Genomic DNA, 19555 nt, shown 5'->3' on the forward strand with positions numbered 1-19555 from the left:
GGTTCTCGGACGTGGCGGCGATCAACGTCACCCAGCGGTTCTCGACGGCCGGCAGCAGCGAGTCCTGCTGGGCCTTGGAGAAGCGGTGGATCTCGTCCAGGAAGAGCACCGTCTCGCGGCCGGACATGCCGACGGCCCGCCGGGCGCCGTCGATGACCGCGCGCACCTCCTTGACGCCGGCGGTGATCGCGGACAGCTCGACGAAGCGCCCCTCGACGGCCTGGCTGATGACGTGCGCGAGCGTGGTCTTGCCGGTGCCGGGCGGGCCCCAGAGGATCACCGAGCTGGTCGCGGCCGGCCCGCGCGAGCCGGACACCAGCCGGCGCAGCGGCGAGCCGGCCTTGAGCAGCCGGCGCTGCCCGGCGACCTCGTCCAGGGTGCGCGGGCGCATCCGCACGGCCAGCGGGGCCCGGCCGGGCTCCTTGGCCTGGCGTTCCTCGGCGGCGGCGGTGAAGAGGTCCGGTTCGTCCACACCGGAAGCCTATGCGAGGGTGCGGACAGGCCTACCGCTTCCGGCGGTCCAGCAGGACGACCTCGAACTCCTCCACCGACACGATGGTGGCGCCGACGGCGGCCGAGGCCTGCGCCCGGGCGTCGGCCTGCGGCCCGCGGGAGGCCTCCAGGCTCGCCCGGTCGGCGAAGATCGTGCCCACCACGGCCCGGCCGCGCGCCCGGTCGACGAGCATCGCGCCGGTGACGAAGCCGTCGGTCTTCTCCAGCAGGGGCAGCGCCCGCTCCCGGAAGACCTCCGCCAGCCGGTCCACCTTGGCCGGGTCGACCTCGGCCCGCACCAGCCGGAACCCGGCGCCCGGCCCGGCGTCACCGGGCGGGGCCGCCGCGACGGCCTCCCACACGTCGGTGGCCACGGTGCCGGCCAGCGGCGCGAGCAGCTCGGCCCGGCGCTCGCCGAGCTCCCGGTCGCTGTCCCGCTCGGCCTGCGCGGTGTCCCACCACGAGCTCATGGTGATCTTGCCCAGCGCCCGGTCGGCGTACAGCCCGTAGCCGAGGTAGCCCGGCTGCGGGGCGAGCAGCCCGACGGCCTCGGTGCGGAGCCCGTCGAGGGTCCGGTCGATCCGATCGGGGTGTCCGGTGGCATAAACGGTACGGACGAACATGAGCACGCCTCCCGACGTCGCAGGGCGCCACGGGGGCCCGATCGCAGGAGTGCGGCGCCCGGAGAAGCCCCGTCTACTCCAGTCTGGCAGCGTGGTCCGGAACGTACTTCTGGAGGTCGCGCGGGGGCCGCTGGTAGCCGCGCGGGGCCGGGCGCGGCGGCAGGGCGATCCTCGGCGCGGCCACCTCGTGGTACGACACGGTGGACAGCAGGTGGGCGATCATGTTGACCCTGGCCCGGCGCTTGTCGTCGCTCTCCACCACGTGCCACGGCGAGTCCGGGGTGTCGGTGTAGACGAACATCTCGTCCTTGGCCCGCGAGTAGTCCTCCCAGTGGGTGATCGACTCGACGTCCATCGGGGAGAGCTTCCAGCGCTTCATCGGGTCCTCCAGGCGGTCCCGGAAGCGCCGCTCCTGCTCGGTGTCGCTCACCGAGAACCAGTACTTGCGCAGCAGGATGCCGGCCTCGATCAGCATCCGCTCGAAGGTCGGGCACTGGTGCAGGAACTGCCAGTACTCCTCGTCGGTGCAGAAGCCCATCACCCGCTCGACCCCGGCCCGGTTGTACCAGCTGCGGTCGAACAGCACGATCTCCCCGGCCGCCGGCAGCTGCTCGACGTACCGCTGGAAGTACCACTGGCTCTTCTGCCGCTCGGTCGGGGTCGGCAGCGCCGCGACCCGGGCGATGCGGGGGTTCAGATACTCCGTCACCCGCTTGATCGCGCCGCCCTTGCCCGCCGCGTCGCGGCCCTCGAAGACGACGACCAGCCGGGCGCCCTCGACCCGCACCCACTCCTGGAGCTTCACCAGCTCCTGCTGGAGCCGCAGCAGTTCCCGCTCGTACGGCCGCTTCGCCAGTCGCTGCACCTTGGCCACCCGGGATCCTCCGTCCAACCGCTGATGATCCCTCACGGTAGGCGCCGAAGGCCGGATCCGCAGGTCGTGGGCGGACGTGGGCGGCAGCGGCGGCCCCCTGAACCGCCGCTGCCGCACTCCCCCGATCACCGGTCGCGAGACCGAACGATCAACCTTCGCCCAGACCTGCCGGACCGGTCCAATTTCCGGTTCCATAACCTTGGGGCATGGATATCGACACCCGCCTGCTGCGCAGCTTCGCCGCGGTCTGCGAGGAGGGACAGCTCACGGCCGCCGCGGCCCGGCTGTTCGTCTCCCAGCCGACGCTGACCAAGCAGATCCGCCAGCTGGAGACGCTGCTCGGGGTCGAACTCTTCGAGCGCTCGCGCCGGGGCATGACCCCCACCCCGGCCGGCCGCGCGCTCGCCCAGCACGCCGGCGCGATGCTGGCCGGCTGGGACGAGGCGCTGCGCGCCACCAGGGCGGCGGCCGCCGAGCAGGTGGCGACGCTGCGGGTGGGGTTCGAGGGCGGCATCATCAACCTGATGACCCGCAGCACGGTCGCCGACTTCTCCCGGCGGATGCCCGGCTGGCAGGTGGAGCTGCGGCAGAACAACTGGTTCGACCCGACCTCGGGCCTGGCCACCGGCGAGATCGACCTCACCCTCTGGCACGCGCCGCCCTACCTGGCCTCGCAGTACAACGTCGCCGTGCTGGGCGAGGAGCCGCGGGTGGTGGCGATGCCCGCCGGGCACCGGCTGGCATCGCTGGCGGAGGTACGGCTGGCGGACCTCCTGGACGAGCCGTTCGTCGCGATCCCGCACGAGGCCGGGCACTGGCGCGAGTACTGGCTCGCCGGCGAGGAACGGCGCGGGCGTCCGGTGCGGATCGGCGCGGTGGCGCACAACACCGACGAGTGGCTGGCCGCGGTGGTGTGCGGCCAGGGCATCGGGATCGCACCGGAGACCATGAGCCGGCTGGCACCGCGCGAGGACGTCGCGTACCGGCCGGTGGCGGACCTGAGTCCGAGCCAGGTCGGGCTCTACTGGCCCAGGGACCGCCAACTCACCCCGGCGATGGCCGCGTTCGTGCACAGCTGCCGGGCCACGTTCGGCTCCGCGGGCCGGGACCAGGGCACGCCCTAAGCCGCGGCCTCGAACGGCTCGGGGTAGCGGCACAGCCCGCGCGGCGCGCCGTCGTACCCGGGCAGCGCGAGCGTCTGGAAGTACGCCTCCGGCACCTCGAACGGGCCGGTCACCTCGTGCAGCCGGGCCGGCGCGAAACCGAACCGGCGGTAGTAGGCCGGGTCGCCGAGGACGACCACGAGCTTCTCCCCCGCCTCCTCGGCCGCCGACAGCGCCGCGCGCACGACGAGTTCGCCGACGCCCTTGCGCTGCCACTCCGGCGCGACCGCGACCGGCGCGAGCGCGAGGCCCTCGCCGTCCGCGCCGACCCGCAGCCGGGTCAGCAGGGCGTGCCCGATCACCAGCCCGCCGTCGTCGACCGCCACCACCGAGAGCCCGGGCAGCCAGGCCGGGTCGCGCCGCAGCGCGTCCACGAGGTCCGCCTCGTCCGGGCCCGGGAACGCCGCCATGTGGACCCGCCGGGTGGCCGGCGCGTCGTCCGGACATTCGACTCTGGTACTGACCTTCATGGGTGGTCAACCCTCCCTGTGTCACACGTCCTTGTGGACCGGCCCCGGACGGTGGGTGGACCGTCCGGGGCCGTTGCAGGTTAGCCGATGGTGCGTCAGCCCTTGGGCTGCGCCTCGGACTTGGCGTCCTCGCGGACCTTGGGCTGGGCGTCCACGCCGGCCTCGCGGCGCTGCGCCGGGGTGATCGGGGTCGGGGCGCCGGTCAGCGGGTCGCCGCCGGTGGACGTCTTCGGGAAGGCGATGACGTCCCGGATGGTGTCGTACCCGCCGAGGAGGGTGACGATCCGGTCCAGGCCGAAGGCGACGCCACCGTGCGGCGGCGGGCCGTAGTTGAAGGCGTCCAGCAGGAAGCCGAACTGCGAGGCCGCCTCCTCCTCGGACAGGCCGATCGCGTCGAACGCGCGCTTCTGGACGTCCCGCTGGTGGATACGGATCGAACCGCCGCCCAGCTCCGAGCCGTTGAGCACGAGGTCGTAGGCGTTGGACAGCGCCGAGCCCGGGTCGGTGTCGAAGGTGGCCAGCGACTCCGCGGTCGGGGCGGTGAACGGGTGGTGCACCGCGTGCCAGCCCTGGAACTCGCCCTTGTCGTCTTCGATCGGCTCGAACATCGGGAAGTCGACGACCCAGAGGAAGGCCCACTGCGACTCGTCGATCAGCTCGCAGCGGCGGCCGATCTCCAGACGGGCGGCGCCGAGCAGCTCCTGCGAGGCGCGCTCCTTGCCGGCCGCGAAGAAGATCGCGTCGCCGTTCTTGGCGCCGGCGGCGGCGGCCAGGCCGGCCAGGTGCTCCTCGGAGAGGTTCTTGGCGACCGGGCCGCGCAGCTCGCCGGTCTCGGCGTCGATGACGACGTAGGCCAGGCCACGGGCGCCGCGCGCCTTGGCCCAGTCCTGCCAGGCGTCGAGGGCCTTGCGGGGCTGCGAGGCGCCGCCCGGCATGACCACGGCGCCGACGTACGGGGCCTGGAAGACGCGGAACTCGGTGCCCTTGAAGTACGCGGTGAGGTCGGTGAGTTCCTGGCCGAAGCGGACGTCCGGCTTGTCGGAGCCGTAGCGGGACATGGCGTCCGCGTAGGTCATCCGCGGCAGCGGGTTCGGGACCTCGTAGCCGTGCACCTCGCGCCAGATCGAGCCGACGATCTTCTCGCCGAGGGCCAGGATGTCCTCCTGGTCGACGAACGAGGCCTCGATGTCCAGCTGGGTGAACTCCGGCTGCCGGTCGGCGCGGAAGTCCTCGTCGCGGAAGCAGCGGGCGATCTGGTAGTAGCGCTCCATGCCGGCCACCATCAGCAGCTGCTTGAACAGCTGGGGCGACTGCGGCAGGGCGTACCAGTGACCGGGCTGCAGGCGGACCGGGACGAGGAAGTCGCGGGCGCCCTCGGGGGTGGAGCGGGTGAGGTACGGCGTCTCGATGTCGAGGAAGTCGTTCTCCTCCATCACCCGGCGGATGATGTTGTTGACCTTCGAGCGCAGCCGCAGGCCCTTGGCCGGGCCCTCGCGGCGCAGGTCCAGGTAGCGGTAGCGCAGCCGGACCTCCTCGTTGACCGTGCCCGGCTCGTACTCGGCGACCGGGAACGGCAGCGGCGCGGCCTCGGAGAGGACCTCGATGTCGCTGACGACGACCTCGACGGCGCCGGTCGGGATGTCGGGGTTCTCGTTGCCCTCGGGGCGCACCCGGACGTCGCCGACGACCTTGACGCAGTACTCGGCGCGAAGGCCGTGCACCGAGTCCAGGTCGCGGACCACGATCTGCACGGTGCCGGAGGCGTCGCGCAGGTCGATGAAGGCCACGCCGCCGTGGTCGCGGCGGCGGGCGACCCAGCCGGCCAGGGTGACGGTGGTGCCTGCGTGCTCCGGGCGGAGCGTGCCCGCGTCGTGCGTGCGGATCACAGCTGCTTCTCCTTCAGGGTGGTGACGAGTGCGTCGAGGGCGACGGGGGACTGCTCGCCGGTGCTCATGTCCTTGAGCTGGACGACGCCCTCGGCGAGGTCCCGGTCCCCGGCGATCAGGGCGAAGCGGGCGCCGGACCGGTCGGCGGACTTCATGGCGTTCTTGATGCTCTTGACGCCGAAGGCGAGGTCGGTGGCGACGCCGGCCCGGCGCAGCTCGACCACCTTGGCGAACAGCAGGTTCTTGGCCTCCTCGCCGAGCGCGACGGCGTAGACGGAGGTGGCGGCCGGCAGGTCGAGGACGACGCCCTCGGCCTCCAGCGCGAGGTAGGTGCGGTCCACGCCGAGGGCCCAGCCGACGGACGGCAGCGCCGGGCCGCCGATCATCTCGGACAGGCCGTCGTAGCGGCCGCCGCCGCCGATCGCGGACTGGGCGCCGAGGCCGTTGTGCACGAACTCGAAGGTGGTGCGGGTGTAGTAGTCCAGGCCGCGCACGAGCTTGGGGTCGTCGGTGAACGCGACGCCGTTGGCGGTGAGCAGCTCGCGGACCTTCTCGTCGTACGCCTTGCAGTCCTCGCACAGGAAGTCGCGCAGCATCGGCGCGCCGACGAGCTGCTCCTGGACGGACTCGCGCTTGTCGTCGAGGACGCGCAGCGGGTTGATCTCGGCGCGGCGGCGGGTCTCCTCGTCCAGGTCGAGGCCGGAGAGGAAGTCGATCAGGGCGGCGCGGTAGACCGGGCGGCACTGCTTGTCGCCGAGGCTGTTGAGCAGCAGCGTGTAGTTCGACAGGCCCAGCGAGCGGAACGCGTCGTCGGCGAGGATGATCAGCTCGGCGTCCAGCGCCGGGTCCTCGGCGCCGATCGCCTCGGCGCCGACCTGGGAGAACTGGCGGTAGCGGCCGGCCTGCGGGCGCTCGTAGCGGTAGTACGAGCCGGAGTACCAGAGCTTGACCGGCAGGTTGCCCAGCTTGTGCAGGTTGGCCTGGAGCGCGGCGCGCAGCACCGAGGCGGTGCCCTCGGGGCGCAGCGCGAGGTCCTCCTTGCCGCGCTTGGTGAGGGAGAACATCTCCTTGGTCACGATGTCGGTGGACTCGCCGACGCCGCGGGAGAACAGCTTCACGTCCTCGAAGACCGGGGTCTCGATGTAGCCGTAACCGGCCCGGCGGGCGGGCGCGGCGATGCGCTCGCGGATCGCCAGGAAGGTCGCGGAGCTGGGGGGCAGCAGGTCGTAGGTGCCCTTGGGGGCGGTGAAGGTGCTCAACTTCTCTTCCGTCACATTCCTCGTCGCGGGAAAGCCGGGGCGCCGGCCGCCCCCGCTGCCTGTCGGAGGTAGGGGTTGGTGGCGCGCTCGCGGCCGATGGTGGTCTGACCGCCGTGGCCGGAGAGGACCACGGTGGAATCGTCGAGGGGCAGGCACACCCGGGCCAGCGACCGCATGATCGCCTCGCTGTCCCCGCCCGGGAGGTCGGTGCGCCCGATGGAGCCGGCGAACAGCAGGTCGCCCGAGAAGAGCACCGGGGGGAGGTCCTCGGCTCCGGGCGTCCGGAAGGTCACCGACCCCCCGGTATGGCCCGGGGCGTGGTCCACGGTGAGCCGCAGGCCGGCCAGCTCCAGCACGCTGCCGTCGGTGAGCTCGCGGACGTCGTCGGGCTCGCCGACGGTGAGCTCGCCCATCAGCTGGGTGCCCAGGGAGCGGCCGAGCGCCTTCTCCGGGTCGGCCATCATGTACCGGTCCTCGGGGTGGATCCAGGCCGGGACGCCGCGGGCGCCGCAGACCGGGACCACCGAGGCGACGTGGTCGATGTGGCCGTGGGTGAGCAGCACGGCGACGGGCTTCAGCCGGTGCTCGCGGACCAGTTCCTCGACGCCGGCGGCGGCCTGGTGGCCGGGATCGACGATGACGCACTCCTCACCGGGCCCCGGCGCGACCAGGTAGCAGTTGGTGCCCCAGGCTCCAGCGGGGAATCCGGCGATGAACACGCGCGTCCTTCGGTGTGCGGCGACAGGCTGTGACGGCTGCCAGTACGGATGCTGCCAAGAGTGATTTAGGGGCAGCCTACCGGCGGTGCGGGTCCGGTTGCGAACCAGATTGGGGTGCCGGGCGCGGTTCGCCTGACAGGTTCACCGCCTTCTTACGGGCCGGGTCCCTACACTTGGCCGCCGATGGATGCGATGATCCGCTCCGGAATCCTTCACCATCCCTCCTCGCCCGCGATCGGGCGGGAGGCCCAGCGCACATCGTTCAGGAGACACGGCCGGTGGTCAGCAGCGAACAGCGGCGGCGGCAGCTCGCCCGCGAGAAGTACGAGCGCCAGATGGAGCGCCGCGTCGCGGCGGCGAGTGCCCGCAAGCGCCGCAACACGATCCTCGGCGCCTCGCTCGCCGTGGTGGTCCTGGCCGGCGGCGGCACCCTCTTCGCCACGGGCGCCTTCGGCTCGGACGACAAGGACAAGTCGAGCACCGCCCAGGCCGCGCCGACGCAGCCCGCGGCGACCGACGCCAGCGCGCCGCCCGCGCCGACCCGCAAGCCGGTCGAGGGCTGCACGGACCCGGCGCCGGGCAAGCCGAACGGCAAGCAGTGGCAGGCCGAGCCGGCCATGACGCTCGACGCCTCGGGCACCTACACGGCGACGCTGGACACCAACTGCGGCAAGGTGACGATCGCGCTGGACGCGGCCAAGGCCCCGCACGCGGCGAACTCCTTCGCCTTCCTGTCCGGCGAGCAGTACTTCGACCACACCAAGTGCCACCGCCTCACCACGGGCGGCATCTTCGTGCTCCAGTGCGGCGACCCGACCGCCAGCGCGACCGTGCCGGGTGGCATGGGCGGCCCCGGCTACAAGTTCGCCGACGAGAACCTGGCCGGCGCGACCTACCCGGCCGGCACCGTGGCGATGGCCAACTCCGGCCCGGGGACCAACGGGAGCCAGTTCTTCCTGGTCTACAAGGACACCCAGCTCGACCCGAAGTACACCCCCTTCGGCAAGATCACCGGGGGCCTGGACGTGCTGCAGAAGATCGCCGCCGCGGGCACCCTGGAGGGCCGCCCGGACGGCCACCCGATGGCCGACGTCACCCTCAACTCGGTGACCACGGCCAAGGGTTGACGAACCCCGGGGCCCGCCCCGGCGCGCTCCCGAGCGCGCTCCGGCGCGGCCCCGGCCCGAAATCGCCCGGCCCGGATGCGGACAGCACCGGGCCTGGTCGCCTATGTTGGCGTTGTGTAGGGTGCCCGGACCCGCCTTAGCCGTCACCCTCGGCGAGCAGGACACGGCGGACGGGGACGGCGGACTTCTTCGGTCCGCCGCACATCAACTGTGGACGACGGACGCGCGCCGCCCCGGCGCGGGCGCGACGTCATGTGGAGGACGCGCTATGAGCAGCGACCCGTGGGGCCGTGTCGACGAGCAGGGCACGGTCTACGTCAGGACGGCCGACGGCGAACGCGTCGTGGGTTCCTGGCAGGCCGGCTCGCCCGAGGAGGCCCTGGCCTACTTCGAGCGCAAGTACCAGGGCATCGAGGTGGAGATCGGCCTGCTGGAGAAGCGGGTGCGCACCACCGACCTGGCCGCCAAGGACGCCCAGACCGCGCTGGAGCACCTGCGCGCGCAGGTGACCGAGGGGCACGCGGTGGGCGACCTGGAGGCCCTGGCCAAGCGGCTGGACACGCTGGCCGGTGAGATCGAGACCCGGCGCGAGGAGCGCAAGGCCGCCCGGGCCAAGGCCCAGGACGAGACCCGCACCGCCAAGGAGGCGCTGGTCGCGGAGGCCGAGCAGCTCGCCGAGTCCACCCAGTGGCGGGAGGCCGGCGACCGGCTGCGCGCCCTGGTGGACACCTGGAAGGGCCTGCCCCGCCTGGACCGCAAGAGCGACGACGAGCTGTGGCACCGCTTCTCGCACGCCCGCTCGGTCTTCTCCAAGCACCGCAAGTCGCACTTCGCGGCGCTGGACAACGAGCGCGAGCAGGCCCGGCAGACCAAGGAGTCGCTGGTCACCGAGGCCGAGGCGCTGTCCTCGTCCACCGAGTGGGGCGACACCGCGGCCCGCTACCGCGACCTGATGGCGCGCTGGAAGGCCGCCGGGCGCGCCCAGCGGGACGTCGAGGACGAGCTGTGGGCGCGGTTCCGCGGCGCGCAGGACGTCTTCTTCCAGGCCCGTTCCGCGGTGTTCAGCGAGCGGGACGCCGAGCAGGTGGAGAACCAGAAGCTCAAGGAGGCGCTGGCGGTCGAGGCCGAGGCGATCCTGCCGATCACCGACCTCAAGGCCGCCAAGGCCGCGCTGCGCGAGGTCAACGAGCGCTGGGAGGCGATCGGGCACGTGCCGCGCGACGCCCGTCCGAAGCTGGACGGCCGGCTGAACGCGGTCGAGCGGGCGATCCGCGAGGCCGAGGACAGCGAGTGGAAGCGCTCCAACCCGGAGGCCAAGGCCCGCGCGGCCGGCATGGTCGGCCTCTTCCAGGCCAAGGCCGACAAGATCCAGGCCGACCTGGACAAGGCCCGCGCCGCCGGCAACGCCTCCAAGGTCACCAAGCTGGAGAAGGAGCTGGCCGGCGTCCAGGAGCTGCTGGAGCAGGCCCACAAGAGCCAGGACGAGTTCAGCGCCTGATCCCCTCGGCGCGCTGAACGGCGAAGGCCCCCGGGGCTCTTGGATTCCAAGAGCCCCGGGGGCCTTCCTCATGCCCCGCGACGCCCGCGCTGCCTGCGGCGCGGGCGTCGTCTACGTCACTTGCGGGCCGAGGTGACGCGGTAGACGTCGTAGACGCCCTCGACGCCGCGGACGGCCTTGAGCACGTGGCCGAGGTGCTTCGGGTCGCCCATCTCGAAGGTGAAGCGGCTCATCGCGACCCTGTCGCGCGAGGTCTGCACCGCCGCCGACAGGATGTTGACGTGCTGGTCCGAGAGCACCCGGGTGACGTCCGAGAGCAGGCGCGAGCGGTCCAGCGCCTCGACCTGGATCGCGACCAGGAAGACCGAGGACTGGGTGGCGGCCCACTCGACGTCGATCATCCGCTCGGGCTGCTGGCTCAGCGCCTCGACGTTGACGCAGTCGGCGCGGTGCACCGAGACGCCGTTGCCGCGGGTCACGAAGCCGACGATCGGGTCGCCCGGCACCGGGGTGCAGCAGCGGGACAGCTTGACCCAGACGTCCTCGACGCCCTTGACGATCACGCCCGGGTCGCCCTTGGCCCGGCGGCGCACGGCCCGCCGGTCGTGCGTCGGGGTCGCGGTCTCGGCCAGGTCCTCGGTGGCACCCTCCTCGCCGCCGAGCGCCTGGACCAGCTTCTGGACGATGTTCTGCGCGGCGACGTGCCCCTCGCCGATCGCGGCGTAGAGCGAGGAGATGTCGGGGTAGCGCATCTCGTGGGCCAGCGTGACCAGCGAGTCGCCGGTCAGGATCCGCTGGATCGGCAGGCCCTGCTTGCGCATCGCCCGGACGATCGCCTCCTTGCCGTGCTCGATCGCCTCCTCGCGGCGCTCCTTGGAGAACCAGGCGCGGATCTTGTTGCGGGCGCGCGGCGACTTGACGAAGCCCAGCCAGTCCCGCGAGGGGCCGGCATTCTCCGCCTTGGAGGTGAACACCTCGACGGCGTCGCCGTTCTCCAGGGTCGACTCCAGCGGCACCAGCCGGCCGTTCACCCGGGCGCCGATGGTCCGGTAACCGACCTCGGTGTGCACCGCGAAGGCGAAGTCGACCGGGGTCGCACCGGCCGGCAGGGCTATCACGTCGCCCTTGGGGGTGAAGACGAAGACCTCGTTGCTGGCCAGGTCGAAGCGCAGCGACTCCAGGAACTCGCCCGGGTCGGCGGTCTCCTTCTGCCAGTCCAGCAGCTGCCGCAGCCAGGCCATCTCGTTGACGGCGCCGGCCTTGTCGTCCTTGCGGACCTGGGTCGGCGTGTCGGTGCGGACCTTGGAGGCGCCGGCCACCGCGCGCTGCTTGTACTTCCAGTGCGCGGCGATGCCGTACTCGGCCCGCCGGTGCATGTCGAAGGTGCGGATCTGGAGCTCGACGGGCTTGCCGCCGGGCCCGATCACCGTCGTGTGCAGCGACTGGTACATGTTGAACTTGGGCATCGCGATGTAGTCCTTGAACCGCCCCGGCACCGGGTTCCACCGCGCGTGGATGGTGCCCAGCGCCGCGTAGCAGTCGCGGACGGTGTCGACCAGGACCCGGATGCCCACCAGGTCGTAGATCTCGGCGAAGTCCCGGCCCCGGACGATCATCTTCTGGTAGACCGAGTAGTAGTGCTTCGGCCGTCCGGTGACGGAGGCGGTGATCCGGGCGCCGCGCAGGTCGCCCTGGACCTGGTCGATGACGGTCGCCAGGTACTCGTCCCGCTTGGGGGCGCGCTCGGCGACCAGCCGGACGATCTCGTCGTACATCTTGGGGTAGAGGATCGCGAAGGCGAGGTCCTCCAGCTCCCACTTGATGGTGTTCATGCCCAGCCGGTGCGCCAGCGGGGCGTAGATCTCCAGCGTCTCGCGGGCCTTCTTCTCCTGCTTCTCCCGCTTGAGGTAGCGCATCGTGCGCATGTTGTGCAGGCGGTCGGCCAGCTTGATCACCAGGACACGCGGGTCCTTGGCCATCGCGACGACCATCTTGCGGACGGTCTCGGCCTGCGCGGCCTCGCCGAACTTGACCCGGTCGAGCTTGGTGACGCCGTCGACCAGCAGGGCCACCGAGTCGCCGAAGTCCTTGCGCAGGGTCTCCAGGCCGTAGTCGGTGTCCTCGACGGTGTCGTGCAGCAGCCCGGCCATCAGGGTCGGGGCGTCCATGCCGAGCTCGGCCAGGATGGTCGCGACGGCCAGCGGGTGGGTGATGTACGGGTCGCCGCTCTTGCGCTTCTGGCCGCGGTGCCACTTCTCGGCCACCGCGTAGGCGCGCTCGATGTCGCGCAGCAGCACCGGGTCGGCCTTCGGGTCGTTCGCCCGGATCGAGCGGAACAGCGGCTCCAGGACGGGGTTGAGCACGCTGGAGCGCTGGCCGCCGAGGCGGGCCAGGCGGGCGCGCATGCCGCCGGTGGTGGAGCCCCGTCCGGTGGGCGGGAACGAACGCGAGGAGGTCGGCGCCGGGCGTGCCGGGGTGGCCCCCGAGGGCGTGGGACGGTCTTCGGGGGCGGCCGCTGCGGCCGTGGGCACAACCTCGTCGGGCAAGGACACTCCTCGGGGCACCGGGCCGGCCCCTCGCGGGCCGCGCCACCAGCGCACAACCGGGAGGGGATGAATCTTCATGGTACCGAGCCGGGCGCTCGGGTGTTCAGCCGCCCGGGTGGGGACACGCGAAGGCGGCGGTCGGATGATCCGACCGCCGCCTGTCACTCAGGTCCCGCAGGCCCCTCAGACCGTGACCAGGGTCTCCAGCGGAGCCCCGCCGAGGTGACCGGCCAGCCGCTCGCGGCCGTCCAGGAAACCCAGCTCCATCAGCACGACGACGCCCGCCAGCTCGGCGCCCGCCTCCTTCACCAGGTCCAGCGAGGCGCCGATGGTCCCACCGGTGGCCAGCACGTCGTCCACCACCAGCACCCGCTCACCGGGCGCGAAGGCGTCGCACTGCACCTCCAGCGTCGCCGAGCCGTACTCCAGCTCGTACGAGCGCCGGAACACCTCGCCGGGCAGCTTGCCGGCCTTGCGGATCGGCACGAAGCCCAGCCCGGCCGCGAAGGCCGCCGGAGCCGCCAGCACGAAGCCGCGCGCCTCCAGCCCGACCACCTTCGTCGCCCCGAGCTCCTGCGCCCGCTCCGCGAGCGCGCGGGTGAGGGCGCCGAAGGCCTCGGCGTCGGCGAGCAGCGGCGCGATGTCCTTGAACAGCACACCCGGCTTCGGGTAGTCCGGGACGTCCCGGATCCGGCTGTTCAGCAGCTCGGCCAGTGCGGTGTCGGCGGTGGTCACGGTGTCCTGTCCTTCGGGTCGGGGCTCAGCGCTTGGTGGACGGACGGCCCTTGGCACGCGAGGTGCCGGCCGACCGGCCGCGCTGACCGACCATACCGGCCGGCTCGTCCGCGGGCTCCTCGCCCTGCGCGTCCTCGACGCCCCCGGCCGCCTCGGCCTTGGCCGCCTGGCTGGCGCGGTGCTGCAGGACCCGCTTGCGCAGCGCCTTCATCTGCGGCTGCTCCTCCTTGAGCTGCGCCAGCAGCGGGGTGGCGACGCAGATCGAGGAGTACGCACCGGCCGCGAGGCCGATGAACAGCGCGAGCGAGATGTCGTTCAGCGTGCCGGCACCCAGGATGCCGCCACCGATGAACAGCAGCGCGGCGACCGGCAGCAGGGCGACCACGGTGGTGTTGAGCGAACGCACCAGGGTCTGGTTGAGGCCCGCGTTGGCCGCCTCGCTGTAGGTGAGCTTGTTCTGCTTGGTGAGCCCCTTGGTGTTCTCCTTCACGGTGTCGAAGACGACGACCGTGTCGTAGAGCGAGTACCCGAGGATCGTCAGGAAGCCGATCACCGTACCGGGGGTGACCTCGAAGCCCACCAGGGCGTACACGCCGATGGTGATCAGGAGGTCGTGGATGAGGGCGACCAGGGCGGCCACCGCCATCCGCCACTCGAACGCGATCGCCAGGTAGATCGTCACCAGGATCATGAAGACGATCAGACCGGTGAGCGCCTTCTGGGAGATCTGCTTGCCCCAGCTGGGGCCGATCACCTGGGCCTCGACGGTGTCCAGCGGCACGGAGAACTTCTGGGCGAGCTGCGAGCGGATCTCGTCCGAGCTCTTCGCCTCGTCGGTGCTGACCTGGATGCGGATCTTGTTGTTGTCCGTGGACTGCACCAGCGGGTGCGAGGACACGACCTCGTCGGCCGTGGTCTGCGCCTGCGAGACGCTCAGGCCCGGCTTGGTCACGGTGTAGACCGAGCCGCCCTTGAACTCGATGCCCAGGTGCAGGCCCATGGCCAGGCCGATCGCCGCGACCAGCACGATCACGCCGGAGATCGAGTACCAGACCTTGCGGCGGCCGACGAAATCGAAGCTGATCTCGCCCTGGTAGAGCCGGTGTCCCAGATTGGAGAAGCGTGACACGGTGTCAGGCCTCCTTCACGGCGGCAGAGGAGGGGCTACGGCGACGGCTGCTGCGCAGCGGCGGGCGGGCGCCCAGCCGCTTCGGGTCCAGGCCGGACCACGGGTGGCCGTCGGAGAAGAACTTCCGGCGGGCCAGCAGGGTGATCATCGGCTTGGTGAAGAGGAAGATCACGACGACGTCGAGCGCGGTGGTCAGACCCAGGGTGAAGGCGAAGCCCTGCACCTTGCCGACGGAGACGATGTAGAGCACCGCGGCACAGAGGAACGACACGAAGTCCGACACCAGGATGGTGCGCCGGGCGCGCGGCCAGGCCCGCTGGACCGCCGGGCGCAGCGGGGCGCCCTCGCGGACCTCGTCGCGGATGCGCTCGAAGTACACGATGAACGAGTCGGCGGTGATGCCGATCGCGACGATCGCACCGCAGACCGCCGGCAGGTTCAGCGCGAAGCCGATCCCGCCGCCGAGCAGGCTCATGATCGAGTAGGTCAGGATCGCCGAGACGATCAGACCGGCGATCGAGACCAGGCCGAGGCCGCGGTAGTAGACCACCGAGTAGGCGACCACCAGCAGCATGCCGATCGCGCCGGCGATCAGACCGGCCTTGAGCTGGTCGGAGCCGAGCTGCGGGGAGACGGTGGTGACGTCACCCTGGTTGAACTCCAGCGGCAGGGCGCCGTAGCTGAGGACGTTGGACAGGTCCTGCGCCTCGGCCTGGCTGAAGGTGCCGGAGATGACGGCGGTGCCGCCGGGGATGGCACCGCGCACGAACGGGTGGGAGACGACCTCGTTGTCCAGCACGATGGCGAACTGGTTGCTCGGGTCCGGCAGCGCGGCCAGCTTGCCGGTGATGGCGGCGAAGTCGTCGGTGCCCTTGCCGTTGAACTGGAGCTGCACCTGCCAGCCGTTGCCCTGCTGGGTGTCCAGGCTGGGCTGGGCCTTGGAGACGTCCGAGCCCTTCACGGCCACCGGGCCGAGGACGAGCTTGGAGTAGGCGCCGCCCTTCTCGGGCTTCTGGGAGCAGGCGACGACGGCCTTGTCCTCGGGCTGCGCCACGCCCAGCTGCTGGCGCTGGTCGGGCTTGGTGCAGTCGAGGGTGGCGAACGCGGCCTGGAGCTCCGGCGGCACGGTGCCCGTGGTCAGCCCGGCGGCGAGGTCGGCCGGGTTGGGGGCCGTGGCGGGGGCGCTCGGGGCGCCGGAGGCGGCCGCGGAGGGCGCGCCGGAGGCCGGGGCGCTCGCGGCACCACTGGCGGCGGCGGTCACGCCGGTGGCGGCGGTGGAGGGGCTCGCGTCGGCCGCGAGGGCCTCACCGACCGAGCGGCCCTGCTTGGTGGCGCTCGCGCTCGCGCCGGGGGTGCCGGCGGCGGCCGCGGACGGCGTGCCGGAGGCAGCGGCGCTGGGAGCGGCCGAACCGGTGGCCGAGGGGGCCGCGGCCGGGGTGCCGGAGGCGCCGGCGGACGGGGTGGCGGTGGGCGCCGGGATCTGGAGACCGCTGGGCGCCACGGCCAGGACCGGGCGGAAGAAGAGCTTCGCGGTGGTGCCGACCTTGTCGGCCGCGTTCTCCTTGTCCCCACCCTTGGGGATGTTCACGATGATCGTGTCCGAGCCCTGGGTCTGGACCTCCGCCTCGGAGACACCCATCCCGTTGACCCGGCGCTCGATGATCCCGGTGGCGATGTCCATGTTGGACTTGTTGATCGCCTTGGGGTCGGTCGACCTCGCGGTCAGCGTGATGCTGGTACCGCCGGCGAGGTCGATCCCGAGGCGGGGCTTGGTGTTGCCCGTCCCGAACATGAGGGCGACCAGTCCGACGGTGACGACCAGGATGAGGGCCAGCGCCCGCCCTGGGTAGCCGTCGCGCGGGCGCGACTTGGGTGTTGCCACCTTGCTCGTTTCTCCCTGTCCATGCCACTTCGCCGACCGGACCCCCGTCCGGCTCGTGGCGGAACGGGGGCATGGCGGATCTGCGGCCCTGAGGTCCTGTGGGCTCGCGGCACTGCGCCGCGCGGCCGGGCGGGTTGCCCGTCCGTACTACTTGCTCGCGGGAGCCCCGCCCTCGACATCGCCCTTCTCGGCGCTGTCCTTGGTGAGCGTCAGCGGCTTATCCTCGACCGGCGCGGCGTCGGCGTCCGCGTCCTCCGGCTCGGACAGCTCGTCCTCGGCGGGGCGGCCGTTGATGATCGCGTCGTACTCCTGGGCGTCCAGGACGGCCGCGACCGCGCTCTTGGTGAAGTGGGCGAACACGCCGGGCGCGATCTCCAGCTCGACGGTCTCGTCGTGGACCGCCTTCACCTGGGCGTACAGACCGCCGATGGTGCGCACTCCCGCTCCGGGCTCCAGCGAGGTCTGCATGCTCTGCATCTGCTGCTGGCGCTTCTTCTGCGACCGGAACATGAGCACGATCGCGATGATCGGGAGGAGAAGGATGATGAAGTTCACTGCAGCCAGGGTCCTTTACGGGTCGCCGGTCGGCGGCCTGTGTGGTATTGGTCGGCCCGTCAGGTGAGAGGGGCGGTCCGGCGGAGTCTAGGCGACCCCGAACTGATCGGACAACGCCAAGCATCGCATCCTGTCGCCGAAAGTGGCGACCCTCCGCCTGCACAGTTTCCCCGGACTTCTCCCCCGGCATCTCCGCCCGGCCCGGTACCGGGGCCCTGCGGGAACCGGGGACCGCTCATCACCCGTTCAGCCCTCGTCCGGCGGGAAGAGTTCGGTCTGGGCCGGGACGGCACCCCGAGTGGTCTGGACCGGCGGGGTCATCCCGAGGTGCTGCCAGGCGGCGGCGGTGGCGATCCGGCCGCGCGGGGTGCGGGCGAGCAGGCCCTCGCGCACCAGGAACGGCTCGGCGACCTCCTCGACCGTCTCGGCCTCCTCACCGACCGCGACCGCCAGTGTCGACAAACCGACCGGTCCGCCGCCGAACAGCCGCAGCAGCGCGTCCAGCACCGCGCGGTCCAGCCGGTCCAGGCCGCGGGCGTCGACCTCGTAGACGTCCAGCGCCTGGGCCGCGATCCCGGCGTTGACCACGCCGTCGTGCCGGACCTGGGCGTAGTCGCGCACCCGGCGCAGCAGCCGGTTGGCGATGCGCGGGGTGCCGCGCGAGCGCCCGGCGATCTCGGCCGCGCCGGCCGGGTCGATCTCCACGTCCAGCAGCGCGGCCGAGCGGTGCACCACCCGCTTGAGCTCGGCGGGCGCGTAGAACTCCATGTGCCCGGTGAAGCCGAAGCGGTCCCGCAGCGGCGGCGGCAGCAGGCCGGCCCGGGTGGTGGCGCCGACCAGGGTGAAGGGCGGCAGCTCCAGCGGGATGGCGGTGGCCCCCGGGCCCTTGCCGACGATCACGTCGACCCGGAAGTCCTCCATCGCCATGTAGAGCATCTCCTCGGCCGGGCGGGACATCCGGTGGATCTCGTCGAGGAAGAGCACCTCCCCCTCGGTGAGCGAGGAGAGGATCGCCGCGAGGTCGCCCGCGTGCTGGATGGCCGGCCCGGAGGTGATCCGGATCGGCGCGCCCAGCTCGGCCGCGATGATCATCGACAGGGTCGTCTTGCCGAGCCCGGGCGGGCCGCTCAGCAGGACGTGGTCCGGCGCGGCGCCGCGCTTGCGGGCGGCCTGGAGCACCAGCGACAGCTGCTCGCGCACCCGCTCCTGGCCGATGAACTCCTCCAGCAGCTTGGGCCGCAGCGCCGCCTCGACCGCCTGGTCCTCGCCGTCGGCGGCGGCCGTGACCAGCCGGTCGGCCGCCGGGTCGGAGTCGTACGGGGTCATCAGCGGGGGCTCCAATGTCGACAAACGGACAGATCGTCAGGTGGGTTTCAGCGGGCCCGGTTCAGGGTGCGCAGCGCGGCCTTCAGCAGGGCACCGACGTCGGTGACGGCCTGCGCCTCCGCCTCCGGGGCGACGGCGGCGACCGCCTCGTCCGCCTCCCGCGGCGCGTACCCGAGGCCGACCAGCGCGGAGTGCAGCTGCTCGCTCCACGGCGCGGGCCCGGCGGCGAGCGGCTTCTGCGCCGGGACGCTGCCGTGCGGAGCGCCCAGCTTGTCCTTGTACTCCAGCAGCAGCTTGGCCGCCTTGGCCTTGCCGATACCGGGCACCGCCACCAGCGCCTTCTCGTCCCCGCTCGCCACCGCCAGCCGGAGCGCGTCCGGACTGTGCACGCCGAGGATCGCCTGCGCCAGCTTGGGCCCGACGCCCGGCGCGGCCTGCAGGATCTCGAACACGGCCCGCTCGTCGTCGTCGGCGAAGCCGAACAGCGTCAGCGAGTCCTCCCGGACGACCAGCGAGGTCGCGAGCCGGACCGGCTCGCCCAGCCGCAGCCCGGCCAGCGTGTTCGGCGTGCACTGCACCGCCATGCCGACCCCGCCGACCTCGACGACCGCGAGCCCGGTGGAGATGGCTGCCACGGGTCCTTGTACGAAGGCGATCACCGGATGCTTCCTCTCTGGGGGGTGGCGCGGGCCGCCTGGATCGCGGCCTCCAGCCGGTTCGTCGTCCGGCCGCGCCAGATGTGGCAGATGGCCAGCGCCAGCGCGTCGGCGGCGTCGGCCGGCTTCGGCGGGGCGTCCAGCCGCAGCAGGCGCTGCACCATGGCGGTGACCTGCGCCTTGTCGGCCCGGCCCGAGCCGGTGACGGCGGCCTTGACCTCGCTCGGGGTGTGCAGGGTGACCGGGATGCCGCGCCGGGTGGCGCACAGCATCGCGACCGCGCTGGCCTGGGCGGTGCCCATCACCGTCCGCACGTTGTGCTGGGCGAAGACCCGCTCGACGGCGACCAGGTCGGGCCGGTGCTCGTCGAGCCACGCCTCGATGCCCTGCTCGACCAGCAGCAGCCGCGGCCCGATCTCGGCGTCCGCGGGCGTGCGCACCACGCCGACCCCGACCATCCGCAGCGGCCGCCCCGGCGTGCCCTCGACCACGCCGACACCGCACCTGGTCAGCCCCGGGTCCACGCCCAGTACCCGCACGTCACGCCCCGCCTCTCGTCCTCGACCTGCGAAGGCTACCGTCCCGGTCGGACAACCCGACCGACGACACCGGCCC

18 protein-coding genes are annotated in these 19555 nt (G+C 72.3%); 3 read left to right on the forward strand and 15 right to left on the reverse strand.

The annotated features are described in order from the left end of the window. The 3 genes from ACFVU9_RS20700 to ppk2 all read right to left on the reverse strand — a co-directional run. A partial coding sequence (locus ACFVU9_RS20700; RefSeq protein ID WP_387595254.1) for an AAA family ATPase occupies positions 1 to 472 on the reverse strand: 472 nt, incomplete at its 3' end. Between the two features lie 31 nt (positions 473 to 503). Then, positions 504 to 1115, reverse strand: a complete 612-nt coding sequence (locus ACFVU9_RS20705) for an antibiotic biosynthesis monooxygenase (protein ID WP_380437981.1) — start codon at positions 1113 to 1115, stop codon at positions 504 to 506. A 73-nt stretch (positions 1116 to 1188) separates the two neighbouring features. Then, positions 1189 to 1989: a polyphosphate kinase 2 gene (ppk2, locus tag ACFVU9_RS20710; protein ID WP_380437983.1), complete on the reverse strand. Its 801-nt coding sequence runs from the start codon at positions 1987 to 1989 to the stop codon at positions 1189 to 1191. 206 nt (positions 1990 to 2195) lie between these two features. Between ppk2 and ACFVU9_RS20715 the strand changes: the two genes are divergently transcribed. Further along, positions 2196 to 3113, forward strand: a complete 918-nt coding sequence (locus ACFVU9_RS20715) for a LysR family transcriptional regulator (RefSeq protein ID WP_380437986.1) — start codon at positions 2196 to 2198, stop codon at positions 3111 to 3113. Here the strand turns inward: ACFVU9_RS20715 and ACFVU9_RS20720 are convergent. From ACFVU9_RS20720 to ACFVU9_RS20735, 4 genes are all read right to left on the reverse strand, one after another. Beyond that, positions 3110 to 3622: a GNAT family N-acetyltransferase gene (locus ACFVU9_RS20720; RefSeq protein ID WP_380437988.1), complete on the reverse strand. Its 513-nt coding sequence runs from the start codon at positions 3620 to 3622 to the stop codon at positions 3110 to 3112. The genes ACFVU9_RS20715 and ACFVU9_RS20720 overlap by 4 nt on opposite strands. A 95-nt stretch (positions 3623 to 3717) precedes the next feature. Continuing rightward, positions 3718 to 5508, reverse strand: coding sequence for an aspartate--tRNA ligase (gene aspS / locus ACFVU9_RS20725; RefSeq protein ID WP_380500147.1), 1791 nt, complete (start codon positions 5506 to 5508; stop codon positions 3718 to 3720). After that, the gene (gene hisS / locus ACFVU9_RS20730) at positions 5505 to 6767 is read right to left on the reverse strand and encodes a histidine--tRNA ligase (protein ID WP_380437992.1); all 1263 of its coding nucleotides are present in this window, start codon (positions 6765 to 6767) and stop codon (positions 5505 to 5507) included. The genes aspS and hisS overlap by 4 nt, the downstream gene beginning before the upstream one ends. A gap of 11 nt (positions 6768 to 6778) precedes the next feature. Then, positions 6779 to 7486 (reverse strand): MBL fold metallo-hydrolase, encoded by a 708-nt coding sequence (locus tag ACFVU9_RS20735; protein ID WP_380437994.1) that lies wholly within the window; start codon positions 7484 to 7486, stop codon positions 6779 to 6781. A gap of 278 nt (positions 7487 to 7764) precedes the next feature. Between ACFVU9_RS20735 and ACFVU9_RS20740 the strand changes: the two genes are divergently transcribed. Both ACFVU9_RS20740 and ACFVU9_RS20745 read left to right on the forward strand, forming a co-directional pair. Continuing rightward, positions 7765 to 8613 carry a peptidylprolyl isomerase gene (locus ACFVU9_RS20740; RefSeq protein ID WP_380437996.1) on the forward strand — a complete coding sequence of 283 codons (849 nt, stop codon included), beginning with the start codon at positions 7765 to 7767 and terminating at the stop codon, positions 8611 to 8613. 268 nt (positions 8614 to 8881) lie between these two features. Next, positions 8882 to 10111, forward strand: coding sequence for a DUF349 domain-containing protein (locus tag ACFVU9_RS20745; protein ID WP_387595261.1), 1230 nt, complete (start codon positions 8882 to 8884; stop codon positions 10109 to 10111). Positions 10112 to 10227: 116 nt separating this feature from the next. On the opposite strand, the gene ACFVU9_RS20750 is transcribed toward ACFVU9_RS20745, so the two are convergent. From ACFVU9_RS20750 to ruvC, 8 genes are all read right to left on the reverse strand, one after another. Next, positions 10228 to 12735, reverse strand: coding sequence for a RelA/SpoT family protein (locus tag ACFVU9_RS20750; protein WP_380437999.1), 2508 nt, complete (start codon positions 12733 to 12735; stop codon positions 10228 to 10230). Between the two features lie 105 nt (positions 12736 to 12840). Beyond that, positions 12841 to 13392: an adenine phosphoribosyltransferase gene (locus tag ACFVU9_RS20755; protein ID WP_380438001.1), complete on the reverse strand. Its 552-nt coding sequence runs from the start codon at positions 13390 to 13392 to the stop codon at positions 12841 to 12843. A gap of 25 nt (positions 13393 to 13417) precedes the next feature. After that, entirely contained in the window at positions 13418 to 14521 is a 1104-nt protein-coding gene (gene secF / locus ACFVU9_RS20760; protein ID WP_380438003.1) for a protein translocase subunit SecF, read from the reverse strand. A 4-nt stretch (positions 14522 to 14525) separates the two neighbouring features. After that, positions 14526 to 16403: a protein translocase subunit SecD gene (secD, locus tag ACFVU9_RS20765; protein WP_387595265.1), complete on the reverse strand. Its 1878-nt coding sequence runs from the start codon at positions 16401 to 16403 to the stop codon at positions 14526 to 14528. Between the two features lie 147 nt (positions 16404 to 16550). Continuing rightward, positions 16551 to 16958, reverse strand: a complete 408-nt coding sequence (gene yajC, locus ACFVU9_RS20770; protein WP_380500702.1) for a preprotein translocase subunit YajC — start codon at positions 16956 to 16958, stop codon at positions 16551 to 16553. Between the two features lie 246 nt (positions 16959 to 17204). Beyond that, entirely contained in the window at positions 17205 to 18284 is a 1080-nt protein-coding gene (gene ruvB, locus ACFVU9_RS20775) for a Holliday junction branch migration DNA helicase RuvB (RefSeq protein WP_380438009.1), read from the reverse strand. A gap of 47 nt (positions 18285 to 18331) precedes the next feature. Next, positions 18332 to 18943 (reverse strand): Holliday junction branch migration protein RuvA, encoded by a 612-nt coding sequence (gene ruvA, locus ACFVU9_RS20780; RefSeq protein ID WP_380498723.1) that lies wholly within the window; start codon positions 18941 to 18943, stop codon positions 18332 to 18334. Further along, on the reverse strand, positions 18940 to 19479 hold the full coding sequence (ruvC, locus tag ACFVU9_RS20785) for a crossover junction endodeoxyribonuclease RuvC (protein ID WP_329925093.1): 540 nt from the start codon (positions 19477 to 19479) through the stop codon (positions 18940 to 18942). Before ruvC ends, ruvA begins: the two co-directional genes overlap by 4 nt. Positions 19480 to 19555 lie beyond the last annotated feature (76 nt).

Source organism: Kitasatospora sp. NPDC057936, from assembly GCF_042887525.1.
GTDB lineage: Bacteria > Actinomycetota > Actinomycetes > Streptomycetales > Streptomycetaceae > Kitasatospora.